Raw genomic sequence first — 20,620 nt, forward strand, 5'->3', positions numbered from 1 at the left:
CCGGCGTCGGTTTCGAGCCTTTCGCTTGCGCAGCGTGATTCACAGCTTGCTCCGATGTTCCCACCGGCTCCGCCTTGTCTACGGTCCCTGACCATGACAGACACCCACACCCCCACAGATGTTCAATCCGCGGAAGAGAGAAGGAAGTTGGCCCGCCGTACGGTCCTGGCGGCGGGCAGCGTGGCCGTGACCGCGGTGGGCGTCGGCAGCGCCTTCGCCGCCGGCGACGGCACCGCCGCGGAGCAGGGCACCCAAGCCGCGGCCTCGCCCTCGTCCTCGGAGGGCACCTGCTACACGCTCACTTCCGAACTGGTCGAGGGCCCGTACTACATAGACGCCGACAAGCTCCGCCAGGACGTCACCGAGGACCAGGAGGGCATCCCCCTGCACCTCACCCTCAAGGTGATCGACGCGGAGACCTGCGAGCCGCTCAGGAACGCGGCCGTGGACATCTGGCACTGCAACGCGTCGGGCATCTACTCGGGGTACGAGGAGGTGGGCAGCGGCGGTGGCGGCACCCCGCCGACCGGCCCCCCGCCGACCGACGCGCCCACCGGTGCTCCGACCGGCCCCCCGCCCGGCGGTGGCGGCGGCCACCAGGAGCCCACCGACGACACCCGCTACCTGCGCGGCACCTGGCACACGGACCGGCACGGGTACGTCACCTTCAAGACCGTCTTCCCCGGCTGGTACCAGGGCCGGTGCGTCCACATCCACGTCAAGGTGCACGTGGACGGCGAATGGACGGACGCCGGATACGAGGGCGGCCACACCTGCCACACGGGCCAGCTGTTCTTCGACGAGAAGTCGGTGCTGCTGTCGGCCGAGGTGGAACCGTACGCGAGCAACACCACCACCCGCACCACCCTCGACGGGGACAGCATCTACCCGGACAACGGGCACGAGGGCGGCCTGCTCTACCTGAAGTACGACCGCCACCACATCGGCCGCGGCGTCCGCGCCCACCTGACGCTGGGCGTCGAGCCGGACGAGACGAGCAACGGCTGACCCCCGTGAGACATTCGTGACGCGGGGCGCCCGGGACTCTGAAAGGAAGGCCCGGGCGGCTCCGGCGTGTTCACATCACCGGTGTCGTCGTCGAAGTCGGTCAGGTGTCGTACCGGCCGTCCCAGGGCTCGCCGAAGCCCAGGTGGTCCGGGTAGAGCTCGGCCCACCCTCCGTCCTCGTCGTCCTTCGCCACCAGCCCGAAGAACACGCCGTCCACCGTGAGTTGGAACGGCTGTATCGCGATGTCCGTGTACGTCCGCCGCGGCAGGCTGCGCAGCATGTTCGCCAGGTGCGCGCGGGCCCGCGCCAGCACCGACCCGGTGCCGTCCGGGTCGCGCTGCTGCTCGGCCCAGCTGCCCGCGCACCAGATCTGTGAGTCGCGGTAGTGCCCCTCGGCGTCGAAGAGATGCAGCACAGAGTAGAGCCGCTTCTGCTCCTCCCAGCCCTCGTCGAGCCGGAACCCCTCGGGGAACGCGTAGGTGACCGACGCCAGGAACTGTCCGTCGGAGTAGCGGCCGATCGCCTCGGTACGGCCGTGCGGCTCATAGGCGATCGGGATGAGCTCAGGGGTCATGGCGAAACCATACGGATGTGTCGGGGACATGCAGGGGCCGGGGCCTCACCCCGCCCAAACATTCACCTGATTCTGCCGAGGATGCCACGGCGTTCTCGCAGCAGAGGACCCGCCTGATCGCCGCCGGCAACCTTTTCGATCTCCGTGGCCGCTACGCGCTGCAGTACAGCATCAACTCCCGGGCGAAGGCGCAGGTCGTGGCTCAGAACAACTACTGGACCGTGCCCGGCTCCATCAAGATCTCCAAGCTGCTGAGCGGTGACGGCACCGGCTCGGTCGCGGGCAGCGGCAACCTCGTCAACGGCGCCACGACCGACCTCGTCGCCGCCTACAACGCCGCCAACTCGAAGAAGATCAAGACGACGGTGAACTGGACCCCGACCCTGACGGCGGGCCTGGAGAGCAGCGCCGGGAACCTGCCGGCGGAGCTGGCGAAGACGGCGGGCGCCGGGGCGCTCACCGCGAGCTGAGAAGCGCCCGGCCCCCGGATCCGTGGGGAGGATCCGGGGGCCGGGGCACGGGCGCGCGGGGCTGCGGCGGTGGTCAGTCCTGTCGGGCGCTGCGCATGCGGCGGCGCAGGGCCGGGCCCAGGCGGACCAGGAGGCGTTTGTCGATGCCCGTGACCCGGCGCTCCACCGCGGACAGCTGCTTGGTGGCGGCGGTCAGTTCCTTGCGGAGGGCGTCGAGCTGGCGGGTCGTCTCGGTCGCGCGCTTCTCGGCGGTGGCCAGCCGGTTGCGCAGCTCCCTGTTCTCCTTGGCGTGCTGGGCGGCCTTCGTGTCGGCCGCGGTGATCCGCTCGCGCAGCCGGCTGATCCGGTACCGCATCTGGCCGTCGTCCCCGCCGTCCCAGACCGGCATCGAGGCGGGCAGGTCGAGGGCGGCCAGCCGGGCGTCGAAGGCGGCGCCGCCGTCACCGTGGGTGTAGGTGTTCTGCAGGTCGTTGCGGTCGAGGAAGGCGATGATGCGCTCGAAGCGCTCGCCGTGCCCCTTGATCATCGCGGAGAAGTCGGCGTCCTCGTACAGCTCCCGCGGGTCGGTGTCGGCACCCAGTTCGGTGAGCGAGCGGTGCGGGATGTCGAAGTAGCGGCACAGTTCGAGGGTGCGTGAGTCGTGGGTGAGGACCACGCTCGGGGTGCCGGCCAGCAGGGCGGCGACATTGCCGTGGATACGGGTGCCGTAGGCGAAGTCGTAGCCGCGCAGTTCGTCGATCCAGGTGGCCGGGTCCAGCGGCATGCGGACCTTGTTCTCCTGGAGCAGGGCGTGGCTGAGCTGGAGCGGGAAGGGGTCCGTGTGCCCGGACTCCGGCGAGGTGTCGCCCCACATCAGCAGTTCCGCGTCGACGGTGTTCTGCGCGTAGTAGGTGAGGTGGGGGTAGCGCTCCCACGCGTGCCGGGCCAGGCCCGATATGTCGCCGACGGGTATCGCGTCCGGCGACAGGTTCAGGGCGATGCGCGAGGCGGCGGTCAGCTCCGTGGCCCGGATCTCCGGGAAGGTGTCGCCGTACAGGAACATCGACGGGCAGCCGATGATGTCGATGTCCTTGAAGCCGAGGCTCCTGAGGTAGTCCGAGGTCAGCTCGCCGCGTACGCCGATGGAGGCGGAGCGGTCCAGGACGGCGCGGGCGAAGCGGCGGACCGAGTCCGCCATGGGCGTCAGCCAGCCGGTGTCGTAGTCCGCGGGGGCCTGGGCGCCGACGCCGAACACCACGACCGGGATGGTGAGTTGCTCGATCAGCGTGGTGAGCCGGTCCAGGGAGGCGTGGAACGTCGGGCGGAAGGCGTTGGCGAGCGGGACGACGAAGACGTCGTACTGCTCGTTGATCTCCGCGGCTCGGCGGGCCGAGGGGTCGGTGCGGATGCCGTTGGACGTCACCTCGGTGTCCGGGGTGGTCAGCATCTTGTGGGCCGAGTCGCTGAAGAGCAGATTCCCGGTGTTCGTTCCGATCAGGTCCTGGTGGATGAACTCCGCCGGAGAGGCGACACGGAACGGGCTCTTCCCGGAACGGATCAGAATTCGTTTCACGAGCGGCACACTATCCCGCAGGTAAACGTGAGGTGAAGGTGCGGTAAGAGTCTGATAGGTCTCTTTCCTGGGACTTACCTCACGCCGAAGGCCCGGCGGGAGGAGGCCTCCCGCCGGGCCTTCGGCGGTGCGTGTGCTGCGGTGGGGCGTGGGTGCGGTGCGGGCAGGTCCTACTCGGCGGGCGTGCCGCCGAAGCGTTCCTTGTACGTCTCCAGGTCCTCGTCCGTGAGCTTGGCGAAGAGGACCGGGGGGACCGTGAAGGGGGTGCCGGCGGGGACGGCGGTCAGCGCCTTCGCCTCGGCGGCGGTGACCCAGGTCGCCGTGTCGTCGGTCAGGGCGAACGCCTCACGCATGGTCTTCGCCGTCGCCGGGATGAAGGGTTCCGAGACCACCGCGTAGAGGTGGATCAGGTTCATCGCCGTGCGCAGGGTCAGGGCCGCGCCGTCCTTGTCCGTCTTGATCTCCAGCCAGGGGGCCTTCTCCTCCAGGTAGGAGTTGCCGGCCGACCAGAGGGCACGGAGGGCGGCCGCGGCCTTGCGGAACTGGAGGGACTCCATCTGCGACTCGTACTCGGCGAGGAGTTCGGCGATCTGCTCGCCCAGCTTCGCCTCCGCCTCGCCGGGCTCGCCGCCGGCCGGGACCTCCTCGCCGAAGCGCTTCTTGGAGAAGGACAGGACGCGGTTGACGAAGTTGCCGAGGGTGTCGGCCAGGTCCTTGTTCACCGTGGCCGTGAAGTGCTCCCAGGTGAAGGAGGAGTCGTCCGACTCGGGGGCGTTGGCGATCAGGAAGTAGCGCCAGTAGTCGGCGGGGAGGATCGCCAGGGCCTGGTCGGTGAAGACGCCGCGCTTCTGCGAGGTCGAGAACTTGCCGCCGTAGTACGTCAGCCAGTTGAAGGCCTTGACGTAGTCGACCTTCTTCCACGGCTCGCGGACGCCGAGTTCGGTGGCCGGGAACATCACCGTGTGGAAGGGGACGTTGTCCTTCGCCATGAACTCCGTGTAGCGGACGTCGTTGTCGACGTCGTACCACCAGGACTTCCAGTCCCGGGTGGACGGGTCCTGGTCGGACCACTCCTTCGTCGCGCCGATGTACTCGATCGGGGCGTCGAACCAGACGTAGAAGACCTTGCCCTCCGCCGCCAGATCCGGCCAGGTGTCGGCCGGGACCGGGACGCCCCAGTCCAGGTCACGGGTGATCGCGCGGTCGTGCAGGCCCTCGGTCAGCCACTTGTGGGCGATCGAGGAGGCCAGCTGCGGCCAGTCCTTGTCGTGCTTGGAGACCCACTCGCGGACCTCGTTCTCCAGCTTGGACTGGAGGAGGAAGAGGTGCTTGGTCTCGCGGATCTCCAGGTCCGTCGATCCGGAGATCGCCGAGCGCGGGTTGATCAGGTCGGTCGGGTCCAGCACGCGGGTGCAGTTCTCGCACTGGTCGCCGCGGGCCTTGTCGTAGCCGCAGTGCGGGCAGGTGCCCTCGACGTAGCGGTCCGGGAGGAAGCGGCCGTCCACCGGGGAGTACACCTGGCGGATCGACCGCTCCTCGATGAAGCCGTTCTCGTTCAGGCGGCGGGCGAAGTGCTGGGTGATCTCACGGTTCTCGGGGCTGGAGCTGCGGCCGAAGTAGTCGAACGCGAGCGCGAAGCCGTCGTAGACCGCCTTCTGGGCGTCGTGCGCCTGGGCGCAGAACTCGTCGACCGGGATGCCCTGCTCCTTCGCCGCGAGTTCGGCGGGCGTGCCGTGCTCGTCCGTCGCGCAGATGTAGAGGACGTCGTGGCCGCGCTGGCGGAGGTACCGGGAGTACACGTCCGCCGGGAGCATGGACCCCACCATGTTGCCCAGGTGCTTGATCCCGTTGATGTACGGAAGGGCGCTGGTGATGAGGTGTCGAGCCATCGGGGGCTGCTCCCAGGTCGGATTCGTTGCTGCTTTTGCGAACCTTGAAATCGTAGCCGACATGTGTATGCCGCCCGCCTCCCGTTTTACGGGGTGAGAAGCGGGCGGCATGGGGGCCGTGCGGTGGGTGGTGGCGGCGGAGTGTGCCGCCGGGGGTTACGGGCGCCAGTCGATCAGGATGCCGTCGTAGAGCTCCGCGTCCGTGAGCTCCAGGGGGGTCGGGCCCGCGTGGAAGAAGGCCGCGTTGTCGGTCTTCAGTTTGCGGAGGTAGTCGAAGGCCTTGTTCTCGTGCTCGCCGAACGCGACGAAGGAGAAGAACACCGAGGGGTGGGACTTCGCGGCGCCGGTGAGGGACTGGGTGGCGGGGGTCTTGGCGTCGGGGGCGCCGTCGGTCTGGAAGACGACGAGGGCGGGGGTGGCCGGGGCGCCGGGGGTGGCGTTCTTGTCGTAGTGCGCGAGTACGGCTTCCACGGCGGCGTGGTAGCTGGTTCGGCCCATGCGGCCGAGGCCGGCGTGTGCCTCGTCGATCGCGTTCTCGGGGGAGGCCGGGGTGAGGTCGGTGGTGCCGTCCACCTCGGTGGAGAAGAAGACCACGTGGACGGTGGGGGTCTCCGTGGCCGGGGTGAGCTGGGCGGCGAGGGCGAGGGTCTGGTCGGCGAGGGCCGCGGCGGAGCCGTCCTTGTAGTACGCGCGCATGCTCGCGGAGCGGTCGAGGACGAGGTAGGTGGCGGCGTGGGTGCCGGTGAGGCCGGCCTTGGCGAGGGCGGTGGCCGCGGCGTCGTCGCCGACCGCGGCCTCGGCTTCGCCTTCGGCCGGGTCGTTCCCACCCGCACCACCCGTGACGGTTTCGTTGTCGGGTGCGGGTGGCCCCTGCGGGGCGGATGCGCCGTCGGCGGCCGCGGCGGGTTCCGGGGCGTCGGCCGGAGTGGCCTCGGGGGCGGGCTCCGCGACCGGTTCGGCAGCCGGTGCGGGTGTGGGTCCGCCAGCCGGCTCGGCCTCGGCCTGCGGCTCAGCCTCCGGCTCGGCCGCGGTGGGCGTCTCGGCGGCCGCCGGTGCGGGCTCCTCCTCGGCCTTCTCGGCCGGGCTGTTCTCGGGCTCGGTGGTGGCGGGTTCCACCTCCGCGACCGGCTCGGACTCGACCTCCGGCTCCGGCGACGGCTCGACAACCGCCTCGGCGACAGGCTCGGCCGCTGCTTCCGGCGTCGGCTCGATCACGGCCTCGGCCTGCGGCTCGGCCGCTGCCTCCGTCTCCGGAGTCGACTCGACAACCACCTCGGCCGCCGGCTCCGTCACAGGCGCGGCCTCGGCTGCCGGATCAGCCGCCACCTCGGCCACGGGCTCGGCCTCGGTCTCCGGCTCTGGCTCCGCGGTCACGTCGGCCGCGGCCTCGGCTTCGGCCTTCGCCTCGGCCACCGGCTCGGCTTCGGCGTCCGGCGCAGCCTCCGGCGCGGCCTGGACCTCAGGCGCAGCCACCGTCTCCGCTTCAGCCTCCGCCTTGGCCTCGGTCTCCGCCTCGGCCTCTGACTCGGTCGGCGCTTCAGCCTTCGCCCGCGCCGTGGCCTCTGACTCGGTCGGCGACTCAGCCTTGTCGTCAGCCGCGGCTTCCGGCTCGGCCGGTGCGGCAGGCTCGCCCTCAGCCGCGGCTTCCGGCTCGGCCGATGCGGTCGGCTTCGGGTCGGTCGGTGTCTCTCCGCGGACCTCGATTTCCGGTTCGATCGTTCGTGAGGCCTGCTTCGGCACGGTGACGTTCTCGAACGCCGCCGTTACCAGATCGTGCTCGTCGGTGTTCCCCGGGCGGGGTTCCGGGACCGCTGCCTGGGCGGCCGGTTCTGGTGCTTCCTGCTTCGACGCCGGCGCCGGCGTCGGCTGCGAAGGGAGCTGGTCTGCACCCTCCGCCTCGGCGGGCCGCGGCTTTCGCGACCGGCCGAATGCGTTCCGCAGGAGAGTGAGAATGCCCATGTGCGCAACCCTTCGCGTGAGTTGATACCCGTCAATCGCTGGCCAGGACGGACACGTAAGGTTAGCGGCCCCAGGTTGCGATCTTGGGGAGGGTCGATGACTCCTGTCGGGCGTACGGTCGTCGAGTTCCGGCCCCTTCTCAACTCCCCGCCGGTTCCTCTCGGTTCACCTCTCGTTCATTCGGCGGCCGCCCGTGTGCACGCCCGTGCCCCCGAGGTCACGCTCACACCACGAGGTCGCAATGGGATAGTAAAGTACGCGAGCTGCTGCCGGTGTCCGGCGAGCGGGCAGGGCGCGTCCTAGTGCGGGGACGCGATCGCGCGGGCCGCCGCCACCTCCTGGCGGAGGGGTTCCAGGACGCTGTGCGATGGACCCGTGAGGTCCGTGCGGACCGCGACCAGGGTGTCCGCCTCGCGGACGCCGTCCGCCAACTCGCGTAGTTGCAGGACGATCTGGTCCACCTCGGCGCGGGGCGGGGGCGGTGCTCCGTGCCGTACCCGGACCCGGGCCGCCGTCGTCGCGTCGACGATGCGTTCCACGGCGACGACGAGCGGCCACCAGGCCGCCGCCCGCCGTCCCGTCGGCGGCGGCTCGGTCAGGGCGCGCTGGAACTCCGTACGGATGGTGGACAGGTCGCGGTAGAGGCGGCGCCGCATCCGGGCGCGGGCAGCCGGCTCCGCGCCCTCCTCGAAGGCCAGGTCGACGTAGTCCGCGGTGTCGGCGACCGCGTTCGCGAGCCGGTCGCCGACGCGGGTGCGCCAGCTCTCCGGCCACAGGAGATAGCCGGCGATCAGCGCGATGGCGCAGCCCATCAGGGAGTCGAGGAGGCGGGGCAGGAGCAGGCCGGTGCCCTGGTGGTTCAGTTCGTCGGAGAGGAGCAGGATCACCGGGGTGATGGCGGCGGTCTGGAAGCCGTAGCCCCGGGGGGTGACGGCGGGGATGAGCGGGGCCAGGAGCAGCATCACCGGGACGTCCGGCCAGCCGCGCGGGACGAGGGTGAGGACGGTCGCCGCCACCACCAGGCCCACCACCGTGCCCAGCGCGCGCAGCAGCGCCCGGGAGAAGACCGAGCCGAAGTCGGGCTTGAGGACGAAGGTGACGGTGAGGGCGACCCAGTAGGAGCGCGGGACCGGGATCAGGGACACCAGCGCCTGCGCGATGCCGATGCACAGGGCCAGGCGGGTGCCGTAGCGCCAGGAGTTGGCGGACAGCACGACGTTGCGGGCGGCGCGGGCGGTGCGGATGCCGAGGGCGGCGGGGCGGCCGAGGCGGTCGTCGATGCCGCGCGGGTCGACGTCGGGGCTGGTGGCGACCTCGGCGAGGTGCCGCAGGGCGTGGTCGACGGCCCGGGCGGTCTCGTTGCGCGGCTCGGCGAGGTCGAGCTCCATCGGGCCGGTGTAGCCGGTGTCTACGGCGTCGGCGATGTGGAGGATCGCCGCCGGGATCTCGGGCGGCAGCGGCTTCCCGGCGAGCCGGGCGGCGGGGGCGGCCTCCACCACCGGGGTGATCGCGTTCAGCTGGGCCAGCATGCGGGTGAGTTCGCGGCTGCGGCCGCGGTACCGGGCGCGCCGGGCCAGGATCAGGTCGTACGACTGGTTCAGCGACTGGGTGACGGTGTGCCGGGCGAGGTCGTACTCCTCGGCGTCGGCGGTGCCGACGGCCGTGAGCTGGTCGGCGACCGTGCGGTAGGTGGCGGCGACCGCCGTGCGTTCGGGTACGCCCGAGCGCAGCGGCCAGGCCAGCAGGGCGAGGAGGAGGACCAGCAGGCCGCCGCCGGTCATCAGGACCGGGGTCAGCCACCAGGCGCCGGGCAGCGGCAGGCCCGCGCCGATCACGGAGTTGAGCAGGAGCAGGAGGCCGGAGACGGAGGACACCGCGCCGATCGTCGAGATCATCCCGGAGGTCATTGCGATGCCGGTGATGACGAAGACCGTCAGCCAGCCCTGGCCGTAGACCAGCGCGCCGGCGGTGACGCCGACGGCGCCGAAGAGCTGGGGAACCGCGATGTTGAGGATCCGCATCCGGTAGGCGTCGGCGGTGTCGCCGATGACCCCGGACAGGGCGCCCATGGAGGCGAGCGCGCCGTACGCGGGCTGTCCGACGGCGAGCCCGACGGTGAGCGGGAGGGCCATGCCGAGGGCGGCGCGGGCCAGGGCGGGCCAGTTGAGGGGCGCGGCCTGCTGGGGCCGGAGGTTCCTTACCAGCCAGTCGGGAGGGGTGAGGCCGATGGGGAACTCGCGGGACATGCGCCCATTATCGGCTCCGGTGCTGGTGGAGCGTGATGTCCACGACGAGGGCGCGGTGGCCGGCGTGGGTCAGGCGGAGGAAAAGCAGGGCGGCCGCCCAGGTAGCGAGCCGGGATCCGGGACCGGTCGCCGTCGCACCCGCCCTGGATCACCGACCCTTGCCGCCCACCGGCGTCACAGACCCTTCCCGCCCGCCGGGATCACGACCCTTCGTCCACTGGGATCACCGATTCTTCGCCTGCCGGGATCACGACCCTTCGTCCACTGGGATCACCGACTCTTCGCCCGCCGTGATCACCGGCCCTTCCCGCCCGCCGGGATTACGACCCTTCGTCCACTGGGATCAGGACCCTTCGTCCACCCGTGCCAGGAGTTCCGACAGCGCCCGGTTGAAGTCCTCCGGCCGTTCCAGGTTCGGGAGGTGGGCCGCGGCGTCGATGATCCGGAGGGTGGCGTCGGGGAGGAGGGCGTGCATGGCCTCGGCGTCGGAGACGGGGGTGTACTCGTCGTCGGAGCCGACCACCACCAGCGCCGGGACGGTGACCTTCGCCAGCAGGGGTCGGTAGTCGGGGCGTTCGGCCCGGCCGCGCAGCGCCGCCGCCGCGCCCTCGGGGTCGGTGGCCGTCATCATGCGGTGGACGTGGGCCTTCACCTCCGGGCGGGCGTAGGGGGCGACCATCTTCTCCAGGACCTCGTCGGCGTAGTCCCCCATGTCTTCGCGCAGCAGCCGGTCGGCCATGACGTTGCGGGCCCGCCTGCCCTGCGGTGTCTCCGGGGAGGGGAAGGTGTCCGCCAGGACCAGGCCCCGTACGCGCTCGGCGCCGAAGAGGTCGTAGCACTCCATCGCGATCTGGCCGCCCATCGACAGGCCCACGAGAACGCAGGTCTCCACCTCCAGCGCGTCGAGGAGTTCCGCCAGGTCCGCCGCGAAGCGGGAGAGCGGGGTGACGCCGGGGGTGACCGGGGAGGCGCCGTAGCCGCGCAGGTCGGGGGCGATGACCCGGCGGAAGGGGGCGAAGGCGGTGCGCTGGGGGTGCCACATCGTGCGGTCGAAGGGGTGCCCGTGGATCAGCAGCAAGGGGGTTCGCGAGGTGTGGGGGTCATTGTCGTCATATGCGAGGAAGGGGGGCATGTGGACGACCCTAGGTGCGGCCAACTCCTCGGTGCAATAAGATCTTTGCCCTCGGTGCAATGCCGATGAGGGGATGGCCGTGAACGACTTTCGGGGGATCGCCGACCGGATCGCGCTGGACATCGCGCGGGGGCGGCTGCGGGCCGGGCAACGGCTGCCTCCGCAGCGGGCGTTCGCACGACGGCACGGCATCGCCCCCTCGACCGCCGGGCGGGTCTACGCCGAACTGGTGCGGCGCGGGCTGGTGGTGGGCGAGGTCGGGCGCGGCACCTTCGTCCGGGCGACCGAGGTCACCCCGCAGGGGCGGGCACTGGTCGAGGACGGCACCGCCCGCGTCAACCTGGAGCTCAACTACCCCTCCGTGCCCGGGCAGCCGGAACTGCTGGCCCCCGCGCTCGCTCCCCTGCTGCGGCCCGACGCGCTCGGCGACGCGCTGCGTACCGGCGCCGCCGACGGCACCCCGCAGGCCCGGGAGGCCGTCGCCGCGCTGCTCGCCACCGGCGACTGGCGGCCCGAACCGGGCCGTGTCCTCTTCACCGGCAACGCCCGCCAGGCCGTCGCCGCCACCCTGGCCTCGCTGGTCCGGCCGGGTGGCCGGGTCGGGGTCGAGCCGCTGACGTATCCGCTGGTCAAGGAGGTCGCGGCCCGGCTCTCCGTGACGCTCGTGCCGGTGGAGACGGACGAGTGGGGGCCCGTCGTCGAGTCCGTGCGCGCCGCGCACCGGTCCGCCCCGCTCTCCGCCCTCTACCTCCAGCCGACCCTGCACAACCCGACCTCCCGGACCGTGCCGACCGAGCGGCGGCTCCGACTCGCACGCTGTGTGGACGACTTGGCGCTCCCGGTCGTGGAGGACCGGGTCTGGTCGTTTCTGCACACCGGCCCCGAGCCACCGCTCGCCGCGCTCGCGCCCGGCCTCGTCCATGTCGTCGACTCGCTCTCCAAGCGGGTCGCGCCCGGGCTCACCGTCGGGTTCGTCGTCGTACCCGAGGCCCGGGTGGACGCGGTGGCGGCGGCCGTGCGGTCCGGGGGGTGGGGGCCGGGGGCGTTCGCGCTGGAGGCGGCGGTGCGGTGGATCGGGGACGGGACCGTGGCCCGGCTCGTCGCGGCCAAGCGGGAGCAGGCCGGGCGGCGGCAGGGGCTCGTCCGCGAGCTGCTCGACGGGTACGCCGTAAGGGCCGACCCGTGCGGGTACTTCGCCTGGTGGGAACTGCCCGCACCCTGGCGGGCGGACGGCTTCACGGCGGCCGCGGCGGCGCACGGCATCGGGATCACGCCCGGCACCGCCTTCCGGGTCGACCCGAAGCGGACTCCGGACGCGGTACGGCTCGGGCTCGCCTCGGTGGCCGAGGCCGAGCTGGTGGGGGCGCTGCGCACGCTCGCGGAACTCGCGGCGCGGCGCCCCTGACGTCCGCCGCGGTGGCCGGTCACAGGATGGGCAGGTTCTGACCGGCAGGCTGTGAATCCGTCCTGAGGGAGGCGGAATCGGACGTGTCGGAGGACTCCTGCTCCTCGCCCGGACGCCGCCGGACACGTCCGCCGAGCCAGGCCAGCGCGGCCACCGTCAGGCCCAGGCCGAGCAGCAGCCAGGAGACCGTGCGCAGGGTGGACGTCAGGGCGTCGTAGACGGCGGCCGCGGCCGGGTGCGAGACGTCGGACGGCAGGCCGGACAGGGTGAGCGAGCGGCCGACGGTGAGGGCGATCCCCAGCAGGCCGCCGCCCAGCGCCGTACCGAGCGCGGTCGCGAGCACCGCACGGCGGCGGTGGACGGCGACGGCGATACCGCCGACCGCGAAGACGGCGGCCGACACGGGCAGCCAGAAGCCGGCGACTTCGAGCACGTGGAACCCCTTCCGGAGCCGGTCCAGTTCGGCCGCCGGAAGCACCGCGACGGCCGTATGCTGGACCGGGATACGGGCCGCGAGCGGCACATGGTCCTGGGTGAGCTGGTCCTTGACCTGGGCGGTCACCGGCGCGAGGTCGACGGTCACGGCCTCCTCGCGCTCGTCCTGGAGCGCGCGCAGGATCGCGTCGTGGGTGGCCCGGTTGCCCGCGTCCCAGGCCAGCCGGAACGCCCGGGTCTGGGTGAACGAGCGGACCGCCTCACGCACGAACGGCGCGACCGTGCCCTGCATCGGCCGGCCCACGTCCACCTCGCGCATGATGCCCTCGCCGACGGTGTCCGCCACCGCGTCCCGGACGTCCGGGTCGTCGGCCAGCGGCGCCATCGAGCTGACGTACTCTCCGGTGTCCGCCAGCCCGTACGCCGCCCAGGCCGCCAGCGCGCCGAACGGCAGCAGCAGACTGGACAGCGCGATCAGCAGGGCCGACAGGGCGTTCCGGTGACGTACGGCCCGGGTGCGCCGAACCGGCCGCGCGGGCCCTGTGGGCGCGGAGGGCACGGGGGGCACGCCTCCAGGCAAGCCCCTGAGGGCAGGTCGGGCGAGCGGTGTGACTGCATCCGGGGCACGGCGGGGCGTCAGGTCGAGCCGAATGGACGAAACGGCGGCCGCGGACGGGCGGACGGGCGCCGGAAACCCTTGGGGCGCCGTGCTCCGGTGGAGGGTTGGCCCGAACGGGTGTTTCCTGGTCGTGCGGAGATCTGTTCCCCGGTGGAACGGCCGGAGCGGCTCCGCAGGGATGTCGCCGGGTGCCCTCGGGCGGCCCGGCGGCCGGTGAGGGGAAACCCCCGTGAGGGAAAAAGGGGAACGCGTGGGCCCCGGCCGGCACGGCCGGGGCCCACGCGTGGCCGGGAGCGGTCAACGGACGCGATGGCCGACCGCGTCCTCGTGCGTGTAGAACCGGTAGAACATCACGGCGAACGTCACCGCCGCGACCGCCAGGGCCATGCCGGTGGAGCGCAGGATCGACTCTCCGCTCTGGCTGTACAGGAAGCCGAAGGCGATCCCCATGAACGCCGTCCACATCAGCGCGTGCACCTCCCGCCGCAGCCGCGGGGCGATCGTCAGCACGCCGAACAGCACCAGGGCGAAGACGATCGCCGTCACGAAGCCGAACAGCAGGTTCCAGCCGGTGATGGGCCCGCCGCTGCGCCGGTTCGCGGCCGCCCAGTAGCCGTAGATCAGCCCGGTCACGATCGGGAAGGCCAGTCTGGCCATGGCGTGCGCCTGCGGGCTGAAGATGTCGGGCGATGGGCCGCGCCGGGGCATGCCTCCGGACGTGGGTGCCGCTTGAGCCATGAGAGTGCTCCTCTCTCCTCGCCCCCCAGCTTCCAGGGCACACCTGCGGGTACCCCCTGGCAAGTCGGCCGTCCGGGGTTTCTGCTGCGGCCCCCACGACATGCGGCGGGGCCCGGCGCATGATTCTCTGACTGTCGTGACCGACCACGCGGCCACGCGGCGGTGGCAGGACCTGCTGCGCCGGCAGCCCCTGGAGTGGGCCCGGGGCCGGAGCTTCTGCTGGGCCGCGCCGTTGCTGCTGCTGGCCGGGATCACGGCGGTCGACCTCAACACGACGGAACGGTTCCGGATCATCTCCTGGATCGTGCTGGTCCCCGGGATCGCGGCGGCGCTCTGCGGGGTCTGGGCGACGGCCGTCTTCGCGGTGCTGGCGGTCCTCGACTACATCGCCGTGGACAGCGTCTGGCCGCACCAGTACCAGGCCGGGCTGCCCGACTTCATCCTGGTCGCCTTCGCCGGGGTGCTGGCCATACTCGCCTGCGTGGTCCGGGCCGGCGGCGAGCGGCGGCTGCTGCACATGCGGGACATCGCCGTGCGAAGGGGTCCGGCCTCCCGCCGACCCTCACGATCACCCTCGCCGCCGACGAGACGCTTCTCGTCACCACGGACGGCGTCACCGAGGCGCGGAACGCGGACGCGAGTTCTACGCGCTGCCCGAGGAGGCCGCCCGGACCGCCACCTCCGACCCGGCCCTCCTTGTCGCCCACGTCCGCGACGGCGTCCTCCGGCACAGCCGGGGCCGCCTCTCCGACGACACCACGATCTTCGCGATCCGCAGAACGCGGACACCGGGATAGGGGCCCGGGAAGTCGGGGCCGGTGTGTGAAAGACGGCGGCCGGGGCGCGGAAGACGGTGGCCGACGTGCGGCGGAGGGCGGTGGCCAGGCTGTGGAACGCGGTGGTCGGGTGCGGTAGCCGGGGTGGTCGGGGTGTGGAAGACGGTGGTCGGGTGCGGTAGCCGGGGTGGTCGGGGTGTGGAAGACGGTGGTCGGGTGCGGTAGCCGGGGTGGTCGGGGTGTGGAAGATGGTGGTCGGGTGCGGTAGCCGGGGTGGTCGGGGTGTGGAACACAGTGGCCGGGGTGTGGAAGACGGTGGTCGTCAACAGGTCCTTGCGCACAGGTCACCGGCCGGTGGTGTTCTCTCGCACCTCGGAACACTCCCATCCCGCCCCAAACCTCTCCCGTGCCCCCCGCTTTGCAGGCGCAGCGGTTACCGTGCTGACGTAAGTGGACCTGGGGAACAAAGGGGAGGGCCGATGCCCGGAACCGTGCTGCTGCTCGCGGCCTCGCCGACGGGCAAGGGGTGCTTGGTGGACGCGGCCTCCGTGCTCCCCGTGCTCGCGGCCGTGCCCCCGGCGATACTCTCCGGCACCGACACCGCCAACGTGGTGGAACTCGCCGACCCTCTGGAGCCGCAGGCCGTCCTGACCCGGTTGCGGGCCGCCGCGGCCGCCCCCGGACCGCTCACCGTGTTCGTCACGGGTCAGCTGCAGCTGGACCGCAAGCAGCGGCTGCCGCATCTCGCGCTGGCCCGGACCACGCCCGCCACCGTCCGCTACACCGGTCTGCCCTGGCACTGGATCCGCGAGGAGCTGCGGTTGCGGCCGGCCGGGGCGACCACGCTCGTCCTCGACCTGCACGCCGACCACGAGACCTGGGAGTGGCTGCGTACCGTGCCCCTGGACTCCGGGCGCAACAACGCCGTGTACGGGCGTATCGCACCGCCGCCGGCCCGCCGGGAGGTCGCGTCGCCGTCGTACATGAAGGCCGTGGCGACCGTGCTGCGCAGCGGGCACCGGCCGTCGCTGGCGCAGCTGCACCAGCAGGTGCTCGCGCGGCTCGGTGCCGAGGCCGCGAGCGGCATTCTGTTCAGCACCCACACCCCGGACAGCGGGGATCCGCACGACGCCATCAGCGCGGCCGCGCGGGGCGGCCGGTACACGGAGGCCGACGGGCTCGCCGCCCGCTGGGAGGAGGCCGCCGCGCGGGCGCACGGGCCGGCCTCCGAGGACGCCCTGCACTGGTCCGAGGTGCGGGCCGACCTGGCGATGTTCGCCGGGGACGCGGCGCGCAGCTGCCGTACCTGGCTGACCGTCGCGCATGCCCGGCTGGCCGCCGGGCAGCCGGCCGACGCACCGGCCGTCGAGACGGCCGTGGACCGGGCCCACCACCAGTGGGGGGCCATCAAGGACGCGGCGCGGGCCCGTGAACTGGGGCCCGCGCTCGCGGAGTTGAGACTCAGGGTGCCGGGCCGCCGGGAGGGTGCCCTGGACCATGTCCAGCAGCACCTGCGGCAGCTTCAGACCAGCTGATGCACTAGTTCGTGAAGGTGAAGTACTTCCACGCGCCGTAGGTCGTGGAGTTGACGGTGTCGCCGGACGTGCCGTTGATGTAGTCGGAGCGGACCCGGAAGCGCCAGCCGACGTCCTGCTTGTGGTTGCCGGTGAACTCGACCTGGGAGATGCCGCTGCCGGACAGCGCGAAGTACTTCGAGTCGTCGGAGTACCACCTGCCCTGGTAGTACACCTGGAAGTCGAAGCGCTGCGCACGGCCGGTGTAGTACGGCATCTTGGTCGTGAACAGCGGGTTCTTGGTCTTGTGGAAGAAGGCGTAGGTCTGGCCCCAGGTCTTCTTCGTCTTGTACTGACGGCTGGCCGACATGGAGATGCTGACCTTCGCGCCCACCGAGCTGGACACCGACCGCGGCTGCCAGCGCGCGTCGCCCGTGAACTTCGCGGTGACCTTGGTGTCGCGCTTGAGGTCCAGGGTGACGGACAGGTTGCCGTGCGAGTCGACCTTGCCGGACTTGGCCAGCTTGTTGGGCTTGTCCGGGCCGAACGGGTCGGCCCAGATCTCCACCGTGCGGTTCTTGTAGGTCGTACCGAGGTGGGCGGTGAACTTCACGTCCTGCCCGTACGCGTACACCTTGCCGTTGTTGTTCAGCGTCAGCGTCGGCTTGGCGCGGGAGACGTCCACGGTGTCCTTGGCGGAGGCGGCCGTGTGCTCGGCGTCGCCCGCGTAGGAGACCTGGTACGTCACCTTGCCGCCGGCCGGCGGGGTGTCGGTGAACGAGTAGGTGCCGTCGGTCTTGACGGTGACGGCGGGCAGCGCCTTGCCGTTCGGCGAGTCCAGGTCGGTGCGGGTGACCGCGAGCTGGGTGCCGGCGGGCAGCGCGGCCGTCGAGGAGACCGTGCCGGTGACGGTGAGCTGCTTGGCGCGGGTCGCGGTCGCCGGGGCGTTCACCGTGACGGTGGTGGCCGCGCGGCCCGGGGTGTCGTACTCGCGCAGGGAGTACACGTCCGCGTCGTTGTACGTCACCGCGAACAGCCGGGAGCCGTCCGGCGTCCAGGCCAGACCGCCGTCGGCGAGGGTGTCGGCGCCGCTGGACGTGCCGGTGTTGGGGAAGTCGTACGTGCGCACGGCCTCGCTGCTGCCCGGGTGGAAGATGTAGATGTCCGGGTCGTACCAGGCGAAGCTGCCGCCCGCGACCGTGCCGTCGGGCGCGATCGCGACCGCGTTCGGGTAGGCGGTGCTGGTGTACTTGCCGTCCTCGTTGAGGTCGGACGTCCTGTACACCTGGTGGTAGTAGGGCGCGCCGCTGGCCACCACGACGTCCTTGCCGTCGGGGGTGACCTGGAGGTCGTTGAGGTTGCTGCCGTCGGTGCGGATGTGGGCCAGCTGGGTGGCGGTGCCCGACGAGACGTCGTAGGAGGACAGCGAGGCGGGGCTGAGGTCGCGGTCGCCCGCGACCAGGATGTCGGTGCCCGGCGCCGCGTCCAGGACGGGCGCCGAGTACCAGCTGCTGTCCTGGTTGAGGGTGACCTCGTGCTGGTCGTTCGTCAGGTCGACGGAGCCGATGTTGCCCTCGGCGTCACCGCCGTAGCCGAACCACAGCTTGCCGTCCGCGAGGGCGACGCTGCGCGGCTTGTCGCCGACGGTGTAGCGGGTGGTCTCGGTGTCCGTCGCGGTGTCGATGACGGCGACGGCGTCCAGGTCCCGGACGGCCGCGTAGAGCGTGCCCGAGTCGGCCGACAGTTCGAGGCCGGTGACCCCGGACAGGTTGGTCGTCAGCTGCTTGAGCACATTGCCCGAGTAGTCGGTGACGACGATCTTGCCGTTGCTCGGATCGCTGATGAAGACCTGCTGGTGGACGCCGTCGACGACGATGTCACCGGTCGACCTGATCGGCAGCAGGGCGCTGGTGTCGGCGAAGGCCGGCGTGGTGGCGGCCAGGGCCGCCGAGCTGAAGAGGACCGCCAGGGTGGTGGCGGCTGTGACGGTGCGGGTGCGCATACGCACGCTGATTCGAACCCCCCGGATCGAATGAAGTGGGGCGCCACGGGGAGGTGGCCCACGGGTGCCTAAGGGTGTGCGCGCGCTGTGGGCCGCGTGTGGCGGATGTGATGAAGACTAGGTCATGCCACTGACAATCAGCACCCGGGATTCCCCGTCGGGAAGCGGCCGCCGACGGCCGGGGAGGGGGCGTTCACGGCCGCGACCTGGTCAGGCGTACGCGTCGAAGGTGGTGCCGGTCGGCTTTACCTCGATGTGGTCGTCGAACCGGGAGTCCTGGAGCGAGAGGTCGGGGCCGCCGCACGGGGGCGGAGCCCTCCCGGCGGGGCCGGGGCGGTCCCGCCGGGGGCAGGCTGGGCGCGTTTCAGCGCGACGCGTGTTCGGCGGTGGCCGGCGCGGTGGAACGGGAGCCGTTGTCCGTCGCTCTGGCAGGCCCCGCGTTGGCGGCCGTGATGAGCGCGGCCACGGCGATCACGGCGGCTGCCACACTACGGGCGGTGGCGGTCCCCCCGATCGAGCGGAGCCGGGAGTGGGGGAGTGCGGCAGGGCGTGCGGATGTGCGTCCGAGCACGGCGACCTCGCAACGACAGGGGCGGGTTAAGCGTGTTTAATTCGCCGTTTAACCTAGGGGCTGACAGAGCTCAACGGCAAGAGGTCCAAGGGGAGTTGGGGGGAGTGACAGAATGCAGGAACGGGACGATCCGGAGACCATCGGGCGACGGGTGCAGCAACTGCGCACCGAGCGGGGGCTGACCCAGCGGCAGTTGGCCGAACCGGCCTACACACCGGCCTATATCTCCACGCTGGAGGCGGGTCGGGTGCGGGCCTCCGACGAGGCGCTGCGGCACATCGCCGGGCGGCTCGGCGTCGGCTTCGAGGAGCTGGCCAGCGGGCGCCCCGCCCATCTCGCCACCGACCTCAGGCTGCGGCTCACCGAGGCCCAGCGCACCCTGGCCACCGGCGCGGCCGAGGAGGCCGCCGCCCTGTACACCGCCCTCTTCGCGGAGGCGGAGGCGCACGGGCTGGCGGTCGAGCAGGCCACCGCACTGCTCGGCATGGGCGAGTGCGCCCTGGACACCGGTGAGCTGGGGCAGGCCAGGGAGTTCTTCGAGCGGGCCGAGGTGTGGACGGCCGACGAGCCGCTGCCCGTACGCGTCCCGGCGATCCGCGGCCGGGCCGTCAGCCACTACCTGGCCGGTGAACTCCGGTACGCCGTCTACCTCCTTGAGACCACGCTCGACGAACTGAACCGCAGCGGCCTGCACGACCCCGACGCGCTGCTGCTCCTCTACGCCTCCGCCATCGGCCCGTACATGGACATGGGCGCCCATGCCCGCGCCGCCCAGGCCGCCGAACTCGCCCTCGCCCTCGCCCCGCAGGCCGGCGACCCCGCGCTGATCGCCCGGATGCACCGCTCCGTCGCCCGCACCCTGCTCGCCGAGGGCCGGGTCGCCGAGGCCGACGCCTCCCTGGCCAAGGCCGCCGAGCTGTACCGCCAGCTCCAGCTGCGCACCGAACTCGCCAACTGTCACTGGATGCGCGGTTACGTCTACGCCCAGAACGGCGAACTGGAGCGCGCGGAAGGGGAGTTGAGGGAGGCCTTGGCGATGCTGTCGGAGACCCGGGCGGCCCTGTACCGCAGCCAGGCGGCCGTCGAGCTGGCCGACGTACTGCACCGCCGGGACAAGTCCGAGGAGGCCGCCGCGCTGCTGCACGACGTGCTCGGCGACTTCTCCTCCGAGCGCGGCGCGGTGCACGCGGCCGCCGCGCACCGCCTGCTCGGCATCATCGCCGAGGACGCCCGGGAGACGGAGGCCGCGGAGGAGCACTACGTGCGCGCGCTGAGCCTGCTGGAGCGGGCGGGCGCGGCCGGCGACCTGGCAGACCTGTGCCGGCTGCTGGGGGACCTGCTGCGCCGCACCGGCCGGGTGGAGGCGGCCCTGGACGCGTACCGCACCGGCCTCGGCCACCGAACGGCCCCGGGCACCACGACCCTGGGCCCGGCACCGGCCCAGCCGCCGCTGTAGGGGGTGCCGCTACCGCCCGGTAGTTGTCGCATGATCGGTGTCGAGGGCGGCTCCACTGTCGTGTTCCCTGCGTGAGCGGACTCGATATGGCGGCCGATCGGCCGACGGCTTCCTGGTGATGGAGCACGGCGGTCTCGCAGCCCCCGAGCAGCGCGCCCGCGCGGTCGCCCTCGGCGTTCCCGTCACCATCCGGCAGCCCCTGCTGCACGACACCGCCGAGGTGGAGGAGGGCTTCTGGGGCCCGGAGCGGGTCGCCCGCCTCTTCCCGGCCCGC

Annotated in this window: 15 protein-coding genes and 1 pseudogene; 6 read left to right on the top strand and 10 right to left on the bottom strand. The window is 71.9% G+C overall.

All coding sequences use genetic code 11. From position 1 onward, the window contains the following. Positions 1 to 93: 93 nt before the first annotated feature. Positions 94 to 1,008, top strand: coding sequence for an intradiol ring-cleavage dioxygenase (locus ACZ4N4_RS14815; protein ID WP_467588318.1), 915 nt, complete (start codon positions 94 to 96; stop codon positions 1,006 to 1,008). A gap of 100 nt (positions 1,009 to 1,108) precedes the next feature. On the opposite strand, the gene ACZ4N4_RS14820 is transcribed toward ACZ4N4_RS14815, so the two are convergent. Further along, positions 1,109 to 1,582: a hypothetical protein gene (locus ACZ4N4_RS14820; RefSeq protein ID WP_467588320.1), complete on the bottom strand. Its 474-nt coding sequence runs from the start codon at positions 1,580 to 1,582 to the stop codon at positions 1,109 to 1,111. 152 nt (positions 1,583 to 1,734) lie between these two features. Here ACZ4N4_RS14820 and ACZ4N4_RS14825 point away from each other — a divergent pair. Then, positions 1,735 to 2,052 (top strand): annotated as a pseudogene (locus ACZ4N4_RS14825) (pectate lyase family protein); the annotation flags it as partial. A 73-nt stretch (positions 2,053 to 2,125) separates the two neighbouring features. On the opposite strand, the gene ACZ4N4_RS14830 reads toward ACZ4N4_RS14825, so the two are convergent. From ACZ4N4_RS14830 to ACZ4N4_RS14850, 5 genes are all read right to left on the bottom strand, one after another. After that, entirely contained in the window at positions 2,126 to 3,604 is a 1,479-nt protein-coding gene (locus tag ACZ4N4_RS14830) for a polysaccharide pyruvyl transferase family protein (protein WP_467588323.1), read from the bottom strand. Positions 3,605 to 3,774: 170 nt separating this feature from the next. Then, complete coding sequence (gene metG / locus ACZ4N4_RS14835; protein WP_467588326.1) at positions 3,775 to 5,493, bottom strand: methionine--tRNA ligase; 1,719 nt, start codon at positions 5,491 to 5,493, stop codon at positions 3,775 to 3,777. Positions 5,494 to 5,649: 156 nt separating this feature from the next. Then, positions 5,650 to 7,452, bottom strand: a complete 1,803-nt coding sequence (locus tag ACZ4N4_RS14840) for a VWA domain-containing protein (RefSeq protein WP_467588328.1) — start codon at positions 7,450 to 7,452, stop codon at positions 5,650 to 5,652. A 299-nt stretch (positions 7,453 to 7,751) separates the two neighbouring features. Continuing rightward, a complete protein-coding gene (locus ACZ4N4_RS14845) occupies positions 7,752 to 9,698 on the bottom strand; it encodes an FUSC family protein (RefSeq protein WP_467588331.1) in 1,947 nt (648 codons plus the stop codon). A 343-nt stretch (positions 9,699 to 10,041) separates the two neighbouring features. After that, positions 10,042 to 10,830, bottom strand: a complete 789-nt coding sequence (locus ACZ4N4_RS14850; RefSeq protein WP_467588333.1) for an alpha/beta fold hydrolase — start codon at positions 10,828 to 10,830, stop codon at positions 10,042 to 10,044. Positions 10,831 to 10,909: 79 nt separating this feature from the next. On the opposite strand from ACZ4N4_RS14850, the gene ACZ4N4_RS14855 reads away from it, so the two are divergent. Beyond that, positions 10,910 to 12,235: an aminotransferase-like domain-containing protein gene (locus tag ACZ4N4_RS14855; protein WP_467588336.1), complete on the top strand. Its 1,326-nt coding sequence runs from the start codon at positions 10,910 to 10,912 to the stop codon at positions 12,233 to 12,235. Between the two features lie 19 nt (positions 12,236 to 12,254). On the opposite strand, the gene ACZ4N4_RS14860 is transcribed toward ACZ4N4_RS14855, so the two are convergent. After that, positions 12,255 to 13,229 carry a hypothetical protein gene (locus ACZ4N4_RS14860; RefSeq protein WP_467589110.1) on the bottom strand — a complete coding sequence of 325 codons (975 nt, stop codon included), beginning with the start codon at positions 13,227 to 13,229 and terminating at the stop codon, positions 12,255 to 12,257. A 357-nt stretch (positions 13,230 to 13,586) separates the two neighbouring features. Further along, on the bottom strand, positions 13,587 to 14,027 hold the full coding sequence (locus tag ACZ4N4_RS14865; RefSeq protein WP_453568599.1) for a hypothetical protein: 441 nt from the start codon (positions 14,025 to 14,027) through the stop codon (positions 13,587 to 13,589). A 136-nt stretch (positions 14,028 to 14,163) separates the two neighbouring features. Between ACZ4N4_RS14865 and ACZ4N4_RS14870 the strand changes: the two genes are divergently transcribed. Together ACZ4N4_RS14870 and ACZ4N4_RS14875 are read left to right on the top strand one after the other, a co-directional pair. Next, positions 14,164 to 14,853 carry a hypothetical protein gene (locus ACZ4N4_RS14870; protein ID WP_467588337.1) on the top strand — a complete coding sequence of 230 codons (690 nt, stop codon included), beginning with the start codon at positions 14,164 to 14,166 and terminating at the stop codon, positions 14,851 to 14,853. Positions 14,854 to 15,282: 429 nt separating this feature from the next. After that, entirely contained in the window at positions 15,283 to 16,338 is a 1,056-nt protein-coding gene (locus ACZ4N4_RS14875; RefSeq protein WP_467588340.1) for a hypothetical protein, read from the top strand. A gap of 4 nt (positions 16,339 to 16,342) precedes the next feature. Here the strand turns inward: ACZ4N4_RS14875 and ACZ4N4_RS14880 are convergent, their stop codons facing one another. Both ACZ4N4_RS14880 and ACZ4N4_RS14885 read right to left on the bottom strand, forming a co-directional pair. Continuing rightward, the gene (locus ACZ4N4_RS14880; protein ID WP_467588342.1) at positions 16,343 to 18,319 is read right to left on the bottom strand and encodes an Ig-like domain repeat protein; all 1,977 of its coding nucleotides are present in this window, start codon (positions 18,317 to 18,319) and stop codon (positions 16,343 to 16,345) included. Positions 18,320 to 18,683: 364 nt separating this feature from the next. Next, positions 18,684 to 18,806 (bottom strand): hypothetical protein, encoded by a 123-nt coding sequence (locus tag ACZ4N4_RS14885; protein WP_453568609.1) that lies wholly within the window; start codon positions 18,804 to 18,806, stop codon positions 18,684 to 18,686. 196 nt (positions 18,807 to 19,002) lie between these two features. Between ACZ4N4_RS14885 and ACZ4N4_RS14890 the strand changes: the two genes are divergently transcribed. Next, complete coding sequence (locus ACZ4N4_RS14890) at positions 19,003 to 20,346, top strand: helix-turn-helix domain-containing protein (protein ID WP_467588345.1); 1,344 nt, start codon at positions 19,003 to 19,005, stop codon at positions 20,344 to 20,346. Positions 20,347 to 20,620 lie beyond the last annotated feature (274 nt).

This window comes from Streptomyces sp. NPDC026538, assembly GCF_055567535.1.

Coding starts and splice junctions, on each gene's coding strand:
- ACZ4N4_RS14815 (WP_467588318.1), top strand. CDS start 94: ATGACAGACACCCACACCCCCACAGATGTTCAATCCGCGGAAGAGAGA.
- ACZ4N4_RS14820 (WP_467588320.1), bottom strand. CDS start 1,582: ATGACCCCTGAGCTCATCCCGATCGCCTATGAGCCGCACGGCCGTACC.
- metG (WP_467588326.1), bottom strand. CDS start 5,493: ATGGCTCGACACCTCATCACCAGCGCCCTTCCGTACATCAACGGGATC.
- ACZ4N4_RS14840 (WP_467588328.1), bottom strand. CDS start 7,452: ATGGGCATTCTCACTCTCCTGCGGAACGCATTCGGCCGGTCGCGAAAG.
- ACZ4N4_RS14845 (WP_467588331.1), bottom strand. CDS start 9,698: ATGTCCCGCGAGTTCCCCATCGGCCTCACCCCTCCCGACTGGCTGGTA.
- ACZ4N4_RS14850 (WP_467588333.1), bottom strand. CDS start 10,830: ATGCCCCCCTTCCTCGCATATGACGACAATGACCCCCACACCTCGCGA.
- ACZ4N4_RS14865 (WP_453568599.1), bottom strand. CDS start 14,027: ATGGCTCAAGCGGCACCCACGTCCGGAGGCATGCCCCGGCGCGGCCCA.
- ACZ4N4_RS14875 (WP_467588340.1), top strand. CDS start 15,283: ATGCCCGGAACCGTGCTGCTGCTCGCGGCCTCGCCGACGGGCAAGGGG.
- ACZ4N4_RS14880 (WP_467588342.1), bottom strand. CDS start 18,319: ATGCGCACCCGCACCGTCACAGCCGCCACCACCCTGGCGGTCCTCTTC.
- ACZ4N4_RS14890 (WP_467588345.1), top strand. CDS start 19,003: ATGCAGGAACGGGACGATCCGGAGACCATCGGGCGACGGGTGCAGCAA.